A 13,628-nucleotide genomic window follows, 5' to 3' on the forward strand; every position below is an offset into this window, starting at 1 on the left:
CTGGTTCAGGACCCTTTCAGGACCCGGTAGCGCAGGAACACGACCCCGTTGCCAAACCGTCTCTCCTCCAGCAGCTCGAGGTCCAGACGGAGCCCGTCCGGAAGGAACCGCTTCCCGCCGCCAATGACCACGGGCGAGAGCAGCTGCTGCAGCTCGTCGACCAGTCCCGCTTTCAGTGCCTGGCCGGCGAGGTTCGCACCGCCCACGGACACGTCGCCGTCGGACGCCTCGACCAGGGCCCGCACGGCAGCGGGAGCGAATTCCCGCTCCAGCCGGGTGCGCGGCGCGGTGACTTCGGACAGGGACCGGGAAAAGACCACCTTGTCCGCCGCCTGCCAGATCCCGGCGTATTCCAGGATGGCAGGGGGCTCGCCTTCGGCCGGCACTGAATCCCAGTACGTCATCACCTCGTACAGCTGCCGCCCGAGCAGATACGTACCGATGCTGCGGTCGAGTCCGTTGACGAAGCTATGCACCTCTTCATCGGGCATGCTCCAGTCAAAGGATCCGGCCTCATCCGCTACGTATCCGTCGAGCGAAGTGATGCTGGTGTAGATCAGCCGTCCCATGCCGGCCTCCCGCCTGGTTAGAGTCCCAGGGCCGTCCGTACATCCGCCAGCACGGCGTCCAGCGTCGCGCGGGCATTCGAACGCGCCGCCAGCAGCTCCGCGGCCGAACCGACGGGCTCAATCACCTCGAGGTAGCACTTGAGCTTGGGTTCGGTTCCGCTGGGCCGGATGATGACCCGGGTGTTGTCCCGGGTAATGTAGCGCAGCCCGTCTGTGGGCGGAAGGCCGTTGGCGCCCTCCGCGAGGTCGACGGCGGTGTCCACTTCCGAGCCGGCGAAGGATTTCGGCGGGTGCTCGCGCAGCCGCTGCATCATTTCGGTCAGCAGCCCCAGGTTTTCCACCCGGACGGAGAGCTGGTCGCTCTGGTGCAGGCCGTGCTGCAGTGCGAGCTCGTCGAGTTCGTCAAAGAGCGTGCGCCCCGCAGCCTTCAGTGCGGCCGCAAGTTCCGCGATCAGGACTCCGGCGGAGATGCCGTCCTTATCCCGGACCTGCCCGGGTGCAACGCAGTATCCCAGCGCTTCCTCATACCCGTAGACCAGGTTCGGCACCCGGGAGATCCACTTGAAGCCGGTGAGGGTCTCCTGGTGCTCAAAACCTGCAGCATCCGCGATGCGTGCCAGCAGGCGGGAGGAAACAATCGAGTTGGCGAAGACGACGCCGGCGCGGGTCTTCTCGCCCCGGACCTTCCAGCGGCCGTCCGCAATCCGGCGGGCGATGTGGCGGCCCAGCAGGGCACCCACTTCGTCGCCGCGGAGCATGCGCCATTCACCGGTGGCCGGATCTTTGGCGGCGACGGCGGCGCGGTCGGCGTCCGGGTCGTTGGCCAGGACAAGGTCCGCGTCCCGGTCCACGGCAAGCTTCAGGGCCAGGTCCAGTGCACCGGGTTCTTCGGGATTGGGGAAGGCGACGGTGGGGAAGTCCGGGTCCGGCAGAGCCTGCTCCGGAACCAGGGTGACCGAGGTGAAGCCGGCGCCGCGGAGTACGGCGGACATGGTTTCGCCGCCGACGCCGTGCATGGGCGTGAGGACGATGTCCAGGTCCCGTGCGGGGTAGCCTTCGCGGTGCGCGAGGTCGTCCACGCCGCCGATGTAGTCGGCAATCAGTGACTCGGAGACTTCGGTGTAGCCGTCCGGTGCCAGCTCAATGGACTCCAGCGGCACGGTGTAGTCGATCCGGGCGGCAATCTCGGCGTCGTACGGGGTGACGATCTGCGCGCCGCGGCCCGGCCCCTTGACCGTGCGTCCACCGAGGTAGACCTTGTAGCCGTTGTCCGCCGCCGGGTTGTGGCTGGCGGTGACCATGACGCCTGCATCCGTGTCCAGTGCACGCACCGCGTAGGCGAGCAGCGGCGTCGGCAGCGTGCAGGGCAGCAGGAACGTTTCAATGCCCGCGGCACCGAAGACGGCAGCTGTTTCCAGGGCGAAGTCCTTCGACTTGTACCGGGCGTCGTAGCCGATGACGGCGCTGGGGGTCCAGCTGTCGCCGGCAGTGTCCTGGAGGAAGGACGCGATACCGGCAGCGGTGCGCCGCACCACCACGCGGTTCATCCGGTTGGGGCCGGCGCCCAGCTCCGCACGCAGCCCCGCAGTCCCGAATTCCAACGTGCCGGCGAAGCGGTCCGCCAGTTCTTCGGCCGCCGCCGCTGCCGCAGCGTCCGTACCGTCCGAGATGGTGCGCAGGAGGGTGCGGAGCTGGCGCACGGTGTCAGGATCGGGATCGCTGTCGGCCCATTCCTGCGCGACGGCGGTGAGTTCTTCGAGTTCAGCGGGAATCAGAGTCATGTTGTGTACCTACTGTTGTGGTGCTGGTGCGGATAGCTGAGCGGCGCCGAAGCTGCTAGATCTTGTTGATGATCTCGGCGAGCAGCTTGGAAATGCGCGGTCCGGCGGCCTGTCCGGCTTCCAGGACCTCGCCGTGGCTCAGTGCCACCGGGCTGATGCCTGCTGCCAGGTTGGTGACCAGGGAGATCCCGAAGACCTCCATGCCGGCGTGGCGCGCGGCGATGGCTTCGAGGGCCGTGGACATACCTACCAGGTCGGCGCCGATGGTCTTGGCGTAACGGACCTCGGCGGGGGTTTCGTAGTGCGGACCCGTGAACTGGGCGTAGACACCTTCATCGAGGGTGGGGTCCACGGTGCGGGCTACATCGCGCAGGCGCGAAGAGTAGAGGTCCGTCAGGTCCACGAACGTGGCGCCTTCGAGCGGGGATGCGGCCGTGAGGTTGAGGTGGTCGCTGATGAGCACCGGAGTGCCGGGCTGCCAGTCGGGGTTCAACCCGCCGCAGCCGTTGGTGAGGACCATGACCTTGGCGCCGGCGGCTGCTGCCGTGCGGACGCCGTGGACGACGGCGCGGACACCCTTGCCCTCGTAGTAATGCGTGCGTGCACCCAGGACGAGGGCGCGCTTGCCGTCGGTGGTGAGGACGGAGCGGATGGTGCCGACGTGCCCCTGCACGGCCGGAGCGGAGAAGCCCGGGATATCGGCGGCGGAAAGCGTAGCGGTGGTCTCGCCGATCAGTTCGGCGGCTTCACCCCAGCCGCTTCCAAGTACGAGGGCAATGTCGTGGGAGGGCACGCCGGTGTGCTCTGCAATGTAGTCGGCGGCCTGCTGGGCAAGTTCAAATGGGTCGTTAGTCACTTAACAAACTTACAGCCTGCAGGGACCACCGGAGTCCGCGCCGGAGGCCACCGTTTGAGCAGCGTCACTGGATGGGACAGAATAGAGCCTTGTGACCAGCCAACTAGATTTTACTGCCCGGAAACTTGCGATTCTCGGAGGGGGCCCCGGCGGCTACGAGGCTGCCCTCGTGGCGGCATCCCTCGGCGCCGACGTAACCATTGTCGAACGGCAGGGACTGGGCGGCTCTGCGGTGCTCACCGACGTCGTTCCCTCCAAAACGCTTATCGCCACCGCCGACGTGATGACCCGGATGAACGCTGCCCGGAACCTCGGCGTGGAATTCGGGGACGTCGCCTCACCGGTCTTCGCGGACCTCAAGGTGGTCAACCACCGTCTGCTGGCCCTGGCCAAGGAGCAGTCCAACGACATCCGCAGCACCCTCGAACGGGTGGGTGTGAAGGTGAAGATCGGCGACGGCCGGCTGCTGGACAACTCCACCATTGAGGTCACCGCCCCGGACGGCACCGTGGAAACGGTCACGGCCGAGGCGCTGCTGATTGCCACCGGCGCCAACCCCCGCGAGCTGGACACGTCCGTGCCGGACGGCGAACGGATCTTCACCTGGAAGCAGATCTACAACCTCACCGAGGTTCCGGAGCACCTGATTGTCATCGGCTCCGGCGTGACCGGCGCTGAATTCGCGTCCGCGTATAACGGCCTGGGGAGCAAGGTCACACTGATCTCCAGCCGCGACCGTGTGCTGCCGGGCGAGGATGCGGATGCCGCCGTCGTCCTGGAGGACGTCTTCCAGGCCCGCGGCATGACGGTGCTCAGCCGGTGCCGTGCGGATTCCGTGAAGAACACCGGCGACGGGGTGCTGGTGACCCTCGCGGACGGCCGCACCCTTGAGGGCAGCCACTGCCTCGTGGCCGTCGGCGCCATCCCGAACACGGCCGGAATCGGTCTGGAAGAGGCCGGCGTGCAGCTCGACGAGCGCGGCCAGATCCGGGTCGACGGCGTCTCCCGCACCACGGCGGACAATGTCTACGCCGCAGGGGACTGCACCGGTGTGTTCAACCTGGCGTCCGTGGCGGCCATGCAGGGCCGCATCGCGGTGGCGCACCTCATGGGCGACGGCGTGAGGCCGCTGAAGCTCAAGACAGTGGCGTCGAACATCTTCACGTCCCCGGAAATTGCATCCGTGGGTGTCACCGAAGCCGACGTCGCCGAGGGCCGCTACCAGGGCGACGTCATCAAGCTCTCCCTGCACACGAACGCCCGCGCCAAGATGATGGACGTCAAGGAGGGCTTCGTGAAGATCATTGCCCGCAAGGGCTCCGGAAGCGTGATTGGCGGCGTCGTGGTGGGGCCGCGTGCCTCGGAGCTGATCTTCCCGATCGCCATTGCCGTCACGCAGAAGCTGCATGTGGATGACCTGGCCAACACCTTTGCCGTGTACCCGTCCCTCACCGGATCTATTTCGGAGGCTGCCCGGCGGCTGCACGTGCATCTGTAGGGATTACTCTTTTCATTCCCGCGTCCGCGGCGGATCATCCGTCGCGGGCGCGGGATTTTTTATGTCCGATTAGTGGATTGCGGGAAGCCCATTGCCCGGTTTTTCGGAGCGGCCGATGACGGATGACGAAATGTGTGTCCAGTATTTGGACAGAAATCTCACATGACGGACTCGGGCTCCTAGGATATGGATACTTCAATTCCTCTTGCGAAAGAGTTCCAATGTCTACAAAGAATCCCTCCGCGTCAGCGGCGCCGGCTAAAGCCAATTCCAAGGGCCGTGTGATTGTTGCCAGCCTCGTCGGAACCTCCATCGAGTTTTATGACTTCTACGTCTACGCTACGGCCGCGGTCCTGGTCTTTCCCCGGTTGTTTTTTCCAAACGCCGAGGGGGTAACCGCCCTGCTCAGCTCGTTCGCCGTGTTTGGGGTGGCCTTTATTGCACGGCCGCTGGGCTCCATCGTCTTCGGGCACTTCGGTGACAGGGTGGGCCGCAAGGGAACACTGGTGGCCTCTCTGCTGACCATGGGCATCGCCACGTTCCTGATCGGCTGCCTGCCGACCGCGGAAAACGGCTGGACGATCCTTGCTCCGGCAATGCTGGTGGTCCTGCGGTTTGCCCAGGGCCTGGCCCTGGGTGGGGAATGGTCCGGAGCCGCGCTGCTCGCCACAGAGAACGCGCCGGCCAACAAGCGTGCCGTCTGGGGAACCTTCCCGCAGCTGGGCGCGCCGATCGGCTTTATCCTGGCCAACGGCCTGTTCCTGCTGCTGAGCTTCCAGCTGGATGCCGAACAGTTCGACTCCTGGGGCTGGCGCGTACCGTTCCTGGCCAGCGCCGTCATGGTGATCATCGGCCTGTACGTCCGTCTGAAGCTGGTTGAGACGCCGGCCTTCCAGAAGGTTGTGGATTCGGGCGAGGTCAGCAAACTGCCCCTGAGCCGCGCCTTCAAATACAGCTGGCGCCAGATGATAGCCGGCACCTTCATCATGCTGGCAACGTATGTGCTCTTCTACTTGATGACCACCTTCACCCTGTCCTACGGCACCGCTGCCAAGTCCGAGGAAGCCGCCCGTGCCGCGGCGGAGAAGAGCGGCAAGGTATTCGACCCCGAGACCTTCGCCGCCGGCCTGGGCTACGCCCGCAACGATTTCCTGATCATGCTGATTATCGGCGTGGTGTTCTTCGGAGTCTTCACGCTCGTCGCCGGTCCGCTGGCGGAGAAGTTCGGGCGCCGCAAGACACTGCTGGTGGTGACCGCCGGCATCTTCCTCTTCGGCTTCACGTTCTCGCCGCTGCTGGGCGGCGGAACCGTAGGGGTGATGGCGCTGCTGATCATCGGCTTCACCCTGATGGGGCTGACCTTCGGACCCATGGGAGCCCTTCTGCCCGAGCTGTTCCCGACCAATGTGCGCTACACGGGCTCGGCCATTGCCTACAACTTCTCCTCGATCCTGGGTGCGGCAGTGGCACCGTTCATCGCCGTCGCCCTGTGGCAGGCCGCGGACGGCAGCCCGTGGCTGGTGGGCATCTACCTGTCCTCCATGGCGGTGCTGACCCTGGTAGCCCTGTTCGTGACGAAGGAGACGCGCGACGTCGACTACGAAAACAACTCCAGTGAGGCCGTGAAGGTCGTCTAGCCGGTTCAATGCAGCAGGCCCGGTTCCCTTGGTGGGAACCGGGCCTGCTTTATTTTGGGTGCTTCTGCTGGTGTCTCCCGTTTGTCCGGGATTAGTCCTGGATGGAGGCGATGACGGCACCGGCGGAGACTGTCGCGCCGGGGAGGGCGCTCAGGCCCGTGATGGTGCCGGACTTGTGCGCAGTCAACGGCTGTTCCATCTTCATGGCTTCCAGCACCACGACGAGGTCGCCCTCGTTGACTTCGGCTCCATCCTCGACGGCAACCTTGACGATGGTTCCCTGCATGGGGGAGGTGAGGTCGTCGCCAGCGGCAGCGGTGGACGCTCCGCCCCGGGAGCGCTTGCGGGCCTTCCCGTTGCCCCGAGTGCCGTTGGACGCGCCGTTGGCAGGGGCGCCCAGCCCGGCCGGCAGCACGACTTCCAGCCGCTTGCCGCCTACCTCGACGGTGACGCGCTGGCGCTCGTCGTCGTCGCCTGTTCCCGGCTCGCCGTTCCACGCCGGAATGGTGTTCACAAACTCGGTCTCGATCCAGCGGGTATGCACGCCGAACGTGTCCTCGCCCGTGAATGCGGGGTCTGCTGTGACGGCGCGGTGGAAGGGCAGCACGGTGGGGAGCCCGGCGACGTCGATCTCCGCCAGCGCGCGCCGCGCCCGCTCCAGTGCCTGGCGGCGGGTGGAGCCGGTGACAATCAGCTTGGCGAGCATGGAATCGAAGTTCCCGCCCACGGTTTCACCGGCTTCGATGCCTGAGTCCACGCGGACGCCCGGCCCGGTGGGCAGCTTGAAATCGGAAACCGTGCCGGGAGCGGGCATGAAATTGCGGCCCGGATCTTCACCGTTGATGCGGAACTCGAAGGAGTGTCCGCGCACTTCGGGATCGCCGTAGCCCAGTGCTTCGCCGCGGGCGATGCGGAACTGTTCGCGGACCAGGTCCAGCCCCGTGACTTCCTCGGACACCGGGTGTTCCACCTGGAGCCGGGTGTTGACCTCCAGGAAGGAGATGGTGCCGTCCTTGCCGACCAGGAATTCGCAGGTTCCGGCACCCTGGTAGCCGGCCTCCTTCAGGATGGCCTTCGACGCCGAGTAGAGGCTGGCGTTCTGTTCCTCGGTGAGGAACGGTGCCGGTGCTTCCTCGACCAGCTTCTGGTTGCGGCGCTGCAGGGAGCAGTCGCGGGTGGAGACGACGACGACGTTGCCGTAGGCGTCGGCCAGGCACTGGGTTTCCACATGGCGGGGTGCGTCAAGGAAGCGCTCGATGAAGCACTCGCCGCGGCCAAACGCGGCCGTGGCCTCACGGACGGCGGAATCAAACATCTCGGGGATTTCCTCGCGGGTCCGGGCGACCTTGATGCCGCGGCCGCCGCCGCCGAATGCAGCCTTGATGGCCAGCGGGAGTCCGTGCCGGTCCGCGAAATCCAGGACGTCCTGGGCGGATTCCACCGGATCCTGCGTGCCCGGAACCAGCGGGGCGCCGACCTTGGCGGCGATGTGCCGGGCCTGGACCTTGTCACCCAGGGAGGAAATCGCGCTGGGGGAGGGGCCGATCCAGGTCAGTCCCGCGTCAATGACGCGCTGGGCAAATTCGGCGTTTTCCGAGAGGAACCCGTAGCCCGGGTGGATGGCGTCGGCGCCTGCGCGGGCTGCGGCGTCGAGGATCTTTCCCATATCCAGGTAGGACTCGGCGGCGGTGCTGCCGCCCAGCGCGTAGGCCTCATCTGCGAGGCGGACGTGAAGGGCGTCGCGGTCCGGATCGGCGTAGACCGCAACGGCGGCAATTCCTTCGTCTCGCGCGGCCCGGATAACCCGTACTGCAATCTCGCCGCGGTTGGCAATGAGGATCTTGGTGAGTGCCTTTGCGGGGGTCGCAGCAGGCGCGGGGGTGTTCTGGCTCATTGGTGCACTGGCTCCTTTTGATCTCTTCGGAGCCTAGCGCGGTTTTGTGGTCTCGGGCCATAATACGTGCTGTTTCTGCGTGGGAACGGTCCATTCGTTGTGGGGATTCTACAAAGCGGAGGTTGCCCGGGTGTGAGGCGATGCGCCTCCCAGCTTTCCTCCACATGTCGATTGGGTTTGCCGGCCGCTTCACCGTCGGTGCTGCACGGGGTGGAGTGCACATGCTCTCGGGTAGTTGATGAACGTATGAGACCACCTAGTCCACTTCCGGATGAGCTCCGCACCCAACCCTTTACTGTCGCGGAAGCTAAAGTCCACGGCGTCGGAAAGGAACGTCTCCGTGCCTCCGATCTGCGTGTCCCGAGCCGCTCGATCCGCGTGCCTCGGGGGATGCCTGGCGATTTGGCGGGGAGCTGCAGACCATATATCGACTTGCTGCCGGACGCGGTCATCAGTCACGCGACGGCTGCCAGGCTGCATGGCTTGGTGCTGCCGCGGCGGCTCGCGGAGGAACCGCTGCTGCACCTGAGCCGGCGTCCCGGGTATGGGATGCCGCGACGACGAAATGTGGTGGGACACCGGCTCGATCTGTCCGAGCCGGAGACCGATGTGGTCATGGGCCTGCCCGTGACCGGGATTGCCCGCACCTGGATGGATCTCGCGGGCGCATTGTCGCCTGATGAGCTGATTGCTATGGGGGACCAAATCATCAGCGAGCATCACCGGAGCTTCGGCCCGCCGCGATTGGCTCTCGTTCCGTTGGAAGAGCTTAAGGGATTCATTGCGGGTAAGGCACATGTTCCCCATCTCGCAAAGTGCCGCAATGCCTTGGAGCGCCTGCGGGTGGGCGTAGATTCGCCGCCGGAGACCCTGCTGCGGCTTATGCTGCTGAAGGACCCACAGCTGCCCGAATTCCTGCCCAATGTTGCCATCTGCAATACCGGGGGAGAGGCCCAGGTATGGACGGACCTCGGGTGCAGGGAATTCCGAACATGTCTCGAGTACGACGGCGCGCACCATCTCACCCCGGAACAGCAGGCCCGTGACCACTACAGGGATCTCAAAACCGCCGAGCTGGGATGGACGCAGGTGAAAATCAGCAAAACTGACTTCGCCCAGGGGCAGCACCGCGTCCGGGCAAAAGTGCGGCGCGGTCTGGCAATAGCTGGATGGCGTCCCGGCAAGGACGTATAGGGCAGCGGGGATCCGCGTTGATAGGACAGATAATGGGGCTCTGTGCCCCGGATAAGCCCGTTATCTGTACACCGATGGATCGTCAGCCCCGGATAAGCCCGTTATCTGCTGCAGGGTAGGGGCGCCCGCCACGCGAAGGAAACTACTTCCAGAGGTCGATGATCCGCACGTCGGCGCTGGCCAGAAGCTGGCGGAGCGTCGACACGGAGAGCCCGACGACGGCGTGGGGATCGCCGTCGACCCGCTCGATGAACGCCCCGCCCAGGGAATCGATGGTGAAGGAGCCGGCCACCTGCAGCGGCTCACCGGTGGCGATGTACGCCTCGATCTCTTCCTCGGTCAGCTTCGCGAAATGCACCTCCGCCGAGGAAACCGCACCCAGGGTCGCCCCGGAGCCGTCTTCGTCGGTATCGCGGCAGTCCACCAGCCAGTGCCCGGTGTGCAGCACCCCGGAAGACCCGCTCATCCGGCGGATCCGTTCGCGCGCGACGTCGGCCTCCCACGGCTTCCCATGCGCCTCGCCTTCGAACTCGAAGACCGAATCGCAGCCGATCACCAGTGCCCCGTCCGCCTCCGGCAGGGAGGCTACGGCTTCTGCCTTCGCGCGGGCCAGCAGCAGGGCCGTGTCATGGGGGTCCGTCAGGCCGTAGCGGGCGGTGACGGCATCTTCATCCACATCGGAGACGAGGACGGTGTGGGCAATGCCGGCATCGGTCAGGAGCTTGGTGCGGGCGGGGGACGCGGAGGCCAGGATGAGGCTCAGATTCGGGTTGGTCACGGGATCAAGCCTAGTGCCGGTGCGGACCGGTCCGGAAACCAAAAACGCCGGGCCGCCCCCGAGGGGACGGCCCGGCGTTTACTGCAGGAGGAGTCAGCTCTTGGACTCGACGAGCAGCGGAACCTCAATCTCCTCGGAGTCATCCACGAACGGATCACCCTGCCGGCGGGCGTTGTACAGCCCGGCATCCAGCAGTCCGTTGCGCTTGGCCACGAGGGTGGGGACCACGGTCTGTCCGGCCACGTTGACGGCCGTGCGGCCCATGTCCAGGATCGGATCGATGGCCAGCAGCAGGCCGACGCCGGCCAGCGGCAGGCCGAGGGTGGACAGGGTCAGCGTGAGCATCACGACGGCGCCCGTGGTGCCGGCGGTTGCAGCGGAACCCAGCACGGAGACCAAGGCGATCAGCAGGTACTGCGTGAAACTCAGGTCAATTCCGAAGAACTGGGCCACGAAAATCGCGGAGATTGCCGGGTAGATGGAGGCGCAGCCGTCCATCTTGGTGGTTGCGCCCAGCGGCACGGCGAAGGATGCGTAGGCCCGGGGTACACCGAGGTTGCGTTCGGTCACCCGCTGCGTCAGCGGCAGTGTTCCCACGGAGGAGCGGGAGACGAAGGCCAGCTGGATGGCCGGCCAGGCGCCGGAGAACCACTGGCGGATGGAAAGGCCGTGGGCCTTGATGAGGACCGGGTAAACGACAAACAGCACCAGGAACAGGCCGATGTAGATGGTCAGGGCGAACATGCCCAGGGAGCCGATGGTGTCCCAGCCGTACGTCGCCACGGCGGTGCCGATGAGGCCGACGGTGCCGACCGGAGCCAGGCGGATGATCCACCACAGGACCTTCTGGATGACTGCCAGGGCAGAGGCGTTCAGCGCCAGGAAGGCTTCGGCGGGCTTGCCCACCTTCAGGGCGGCGATGCCGACGGCGATGGCGATCACGAGGATCTGCAGCACATTGAAGCTGACGCTCGTGGTGACGTCACCGGACTCCGCAACCTTGGAGCTCGCACCGAGGCCCAGGAAGTTAGCCGGCACCAGGCCGGTCAGGAATCCTACCCAGCTGCCCTGGCTTCCGCTGAACTCGCTGCCCTCGACGTCGGTATTGCTGCCGGGCTGCATCAGGACGCCCAGCAGGATGCCGATCGTTACGCTGATCAGCGCCGTGATGGCGAACCAGAGCAGTGTCTGCCAGGCAAGCCGGGCGGCGTTGGACACGGCCCGGAGATTGGCGATCGAGCTGACGACGGCCGTGAAGATCAGCGGGACGACGGCGGCCTTCAGCAGCGATACGTAGCTGGTGCCGATCGTGTCCAGCGTGGTGGTAAGCCAGTTCGGTTCGTCGTCAACGGTGCCCATGGACTTGGCCAGCAGGCCCAGCGCGAGGCCCGCAATGAGGGCGGCGATGATCTGCGGGCCGAAGGACGTTGCCCACTTGGGCAGCCGCCGGGCAGGGGATTTCGGGGAAGAGGTCTGTGAGGTCACCCGAAAGACTCTAGCTGCCGTTCTTTATCAGACCTGTCTCAAAGTTGCGAAATGTTACGCAGGCCTTGGCGGGCAGCGCCGGGTCGCCGGTTCGGCAATCCCCGCCAGTCCCTGCAGCTGCGCCAGTGGCCCGGGGCATTCCCCGGGCCACTGCGACGAAGATCGCAGAACCGCTATCCGTCCAGCAGTGCCCGCCGCAGGGTGTCCAAGCCCACGGAACCCAGCTGCAGGGCACGGGTGTGGAAGGCCTTCTGGTCGAACGCGTCGCCCTCGCGGGTGCGGACCTCGTCGCGGATCTGCTCCCAGAGCCGCTGGCCCAGTTTGTAGGAGGGCGCCTGGCCCGGCCAGCCCAGGTAGCGGGTGAACTCGAAGTTCAGCTGCCCCTCGCTGATGGACATGTTTTCCTTCAGGAACGCGTAGCCCTTGTCGGCGGTCCAGGTGCCCTCGCCCCAGCGCTCGGGAATCTCCAGTTCCAGATGGACGCCGATGTCAAAGACCACGCGCGCTGCCCGCATCCGCTGCGCATCCAGCATGCCCATCCGGTCGCCCGGATCGCTGAGGTAGCCCAGCTGCTCCATCAGCCGCTCGGCGTAGAGCGCCCAGCCCTCGCCGTGGCCGGAGACCCAGCAGACATTCCGCCGCCAGTCGTTGAGCAGCCCGCGGGACGCCGTCGCCGTCGCAATCTGGAGGTGGTGGCCCGGAACGCCCTCGTGGTAGACGGTGGTGGTTTCCTGCCAGGTGGTGAAGGTGTCCTCACCGGCCGGCACGGACCACCACATGCGGCCCGGACGGGAAAAATCGTCGCTGGGTCCGGTGTAGTAGATGCCGCCCTCCTGCGTGGGGGCAATCATGCACTCGATCCGGCGCATTGGCCCGCTGATCTCGAAGTGGGACCCGGCGAGGTCGGCAACAGCGCGGTCTGCCAGGTCCTGCATCCAGGCCTGCAGTTCATCCGTTCCGTGCAGCTGGCGTGCCGGATCCGCGTCCAGGATCCGCATCGCCTCGGCCACGGTCGCACCGGGCCGGATCTGCTGGGCCACGGCTTCCTGCTCCGCGATGATGCGGTCCAGTTCCTCGACGCCCCACTGGTAGGTCTCCTCCAGATCCACGGCGGATCCGAGGAACTGGCGGGACATCAGCGCGTAACGCTCCCGGCCCACGGCATCCCCCGCCGGTGCAGCGGGAAGGAGTTCCTCCTCCAGGAAGGAGGCCAGGCCTGAATAGGCGCGGCGGGCCGAGTCAGCTCCGCTCCGTACCTCTGCCAGCAGTCCCTCAGACAGTTCGCCGCCGTCGGACAGCGAGGCGTTGGCGGCGAGGGCAGCGAAGAATCCGCCGTCTTCGGCATATGCGGAGGCCTGCTCCATCACGATCTTTACCTGCCGGCGGGCAGCCACCCGGCCGTGTTCGATTCCGCTGCGCAGGCTGGTGATGTAGCCGGCGACGGCATCCCCTACGTTGTTCAGGCGGCCCGCAATATGGTGCCACCGTTCCTCAGTGTCCGTGGGCATGAGGTCGAAGATGGTGCGGATGCCCTGCGCGGGGGAGGCAATGTTGTTCAGTTCGGCCAGGTCCCAGCCCGAGGCGTGGATCTCCAGGTCAAGGCCGAGGCGCTCGCGCATGGCATCGAGGGTCACGCGGTCGACGTCGTCCGCCGGCTCCAGGCCGTCCAGCCGGCTGAGCGTCTCCCGGACGGCTTCGGCGTAGGACTCAAGGCCGGCCGGCGAATAGTCACCGTATTCGGTCTCCCGCCCCGGGATGCCCAGGGACGTGGCGAAGGATGGATCCAGGTGCAGGAAGGTGGCGGTGAAGGCATCGGCAACGGCGTCGATGGCGGTGGGCTGGCGCGCGGGGGCGCTGCCGGCAGAGGGGAACTCGGGCGGGGAGGATGGTGTCGTTTGGCTCACAAACGTAGCCTAACCGCACACCCGCCCGGGGG

Annotated in this window: 10 protein-coding genes; 3 read left to right on the forward strand and 7 right to left on the reverse strand. The window is 66.1% G+C overall.

Annotation, left to right across the window (positions count from 1 at the left end; genetic code table 11):
• Positions 1-5: 5 nt before the first annotated feature.
• Genes QNO10_RS04270 through QNO10_RS04280 form a run of 3 tightly spaced genes read right to left on the reverse strand, consistent with a single transcriptional unit; the run spans position 6 to position 3,206 of the window.
• Positions 6-569: a dihydrofolate reductase family protein gene (locus QNO10_RS04270; protein WP_229949853.1), complete on the reverse strand. Its 564-nt coding sequence runs from the start codon at positions 567-569 to the stop codon at positions 6-8.
• A 17-nt stretch (positions 570-586) separates the two neighbouring features.
• Positions 587-2,350, reverse strand: coding sequence for a phospho-sugar mutase (locus QNO10_RS04275; protein WP_229949855.1), 1,764 nt, complete (start codon positions 2,348-2,350; stop codon positions 587-589).
• A 55-nt stretch (positions 2,351-2,405) separates the two neighbouring features.
• A complete protein-coding gene (locus tag QNO10_RS04280; protein WP_229949857.1) occupies positions 2,406-3,206 on the reverse strand; it encodes a purine-nucleoside phosphorylase in 801 nt (266 codons plus the stop codon).
• Between the two features lie 91 nt (positions 3,207-3,297).
• Here QNO10_RS04280 and QNO10_RS04285 point away from each other — a divergent pair, with 91 nt between their 5' ends.
• A complete protein-coding gene (locus QNO10_RS04285) occupies positions 3,298-4,704 on the forward strand; it encodes an NAD(P)H-quinone dehydrogenase (protein ID WP_229949859.1) in 1,407 nt (468 codons plus the stop codon).
• A gap of 221 nt (positions 4,705-4,925) precedes the next feature.
• On the forward strand, positions 4,926-6,341 hold the full coding sequence (locus QNO10_RS04290; RefSeq protein WP_229949861.1) for an MFS transporter: 1,416 nt from the start codon (positions 4,926-4,928) through the stop codon (positions 6,339-6,341).
• A 91-nt stretch (positions 6,342-6,432) separates the two neighbouring features.
• Here QNO10_RS04290 and QNO10_RS04295 read toward each other — a convergent pair whose 3' ends face one another.
• Positions 6,433-8,235 (reverse strand): acetyl/propionyl/methylcrotonyl-CoA carboxylase subunit alpha, encoded by a 1,803-nt coding sequence (locus tag QNO10_RS04295; protein ID WP_229949863.1) that lies wholly within the window; start codon positions 8,233-8,235, stop codon positions 6,433-6,435.
• A gap of 432 nt (positions 8,236-8,667) precedes the next feature.
• Here QNO10_RS04295 and QNO10_RS04300 point away from each other — a divergent pair, with 432 nt between their 5' ends.
• Positions 8,668-9,429 (forward strand): endonuclease domain-containing protein, encoded by a 762-nt coding sequence (locus QNO10_RS04300; protein WP_229949865.1) that lies wholly within the window; start codon positions 8,668-8,670, stop codon positions 9,427-9,429.
• Positions 9,430-9,571: 142 nt separating this feature from the next.
• On the opposite strand, the gene QNO10_RS04305 is transcribed toward QNO10_RS04300, so the two are convergent.
• The 3 genes from QNO10_RS04305 to QNO10_RS04315 all read right to left on the reverse strand — a co-directional run bounded on the left by QNO10_RS04305 (position 9,572) and on the right by QNO10_RS04315 (position 13,596).
• Complete coding sequence (locus QNO10_RS04305) at positions 9,572-10,207, reverse strand: Maf family protein (RefSeq protein WP_229949867.1); 636 nt, start codon at positions 10,205-10,207, stop codon at positions 9,572-9,574.
• 93 nt (positions 10,208-10,300) lie between these two features.
• Positions 10,301-11,692: a dicarboxylate/amino acid:cation symporter gene (locus QNO10_RS04310; RefSeq protein WP_229949873.1), complete on the reverse strand. Its 1,392-nt coding sequence runs from the start codon at positions 11,690-11,692 to the stop codon at positions 10,301-10,303.
• Positions 11,693-11,865: 173 nt separating this feature from the next.
• Positions 11,866-13,596: a DUF885 domain-containing protein gene (locus QNO10_RS04315; RefSeq protein WP_442860271.1), complete on the reverse strand. Its 1,731-nt coding sequence runs from the start codon at positions 13,594-13,596 to the stop codon at positions 11,866-11,868.
• Between the last annotated feature and the right edge of the window lie 32 nt (positions 13,597-13,628).

It is taken from the genome of Arthrobacter sp. zg-Y919 (assembly GCF_030142045.1).
In the GTDB taxonomy this organism is placed as follows: domain Bacteria; phylum Actinomycetota; class Actinomycetes; order Actinomycetales; family Micrococcaceae; genus Arthrobacter_B.

Coding starts and splice junctions, on each gene's coding strand:
- QNO10_RS04295 (WP_229949863.1), bottom strand. CDS start 8,235: ATGAGCCAGAACACCCCCGCGCCTGCTGCGACCCCCGCAAAGGCACTC.
- QNO10_RS04270 (WP_229949853.1), bottom strand. CDS start 569: ATGGGACGGCTGATCTACACCAGCATCACTTCGCTCGACGGATACGTA.
- QNO10_RS04275 (WP_229949855.1), bottom strand. CDS start 2,350: ATGACTCTGATTCCCGCTGAACTCGAAGAACTCACCGCCGTCGCGCAG.
- QNO10_RS04290 (WP_229949861.1), top strand. CDS start 4,926: ATGTCTACAAAGAATCCCTCCGCGTCAGCGGCGCCGGCTAAAGCCAAT.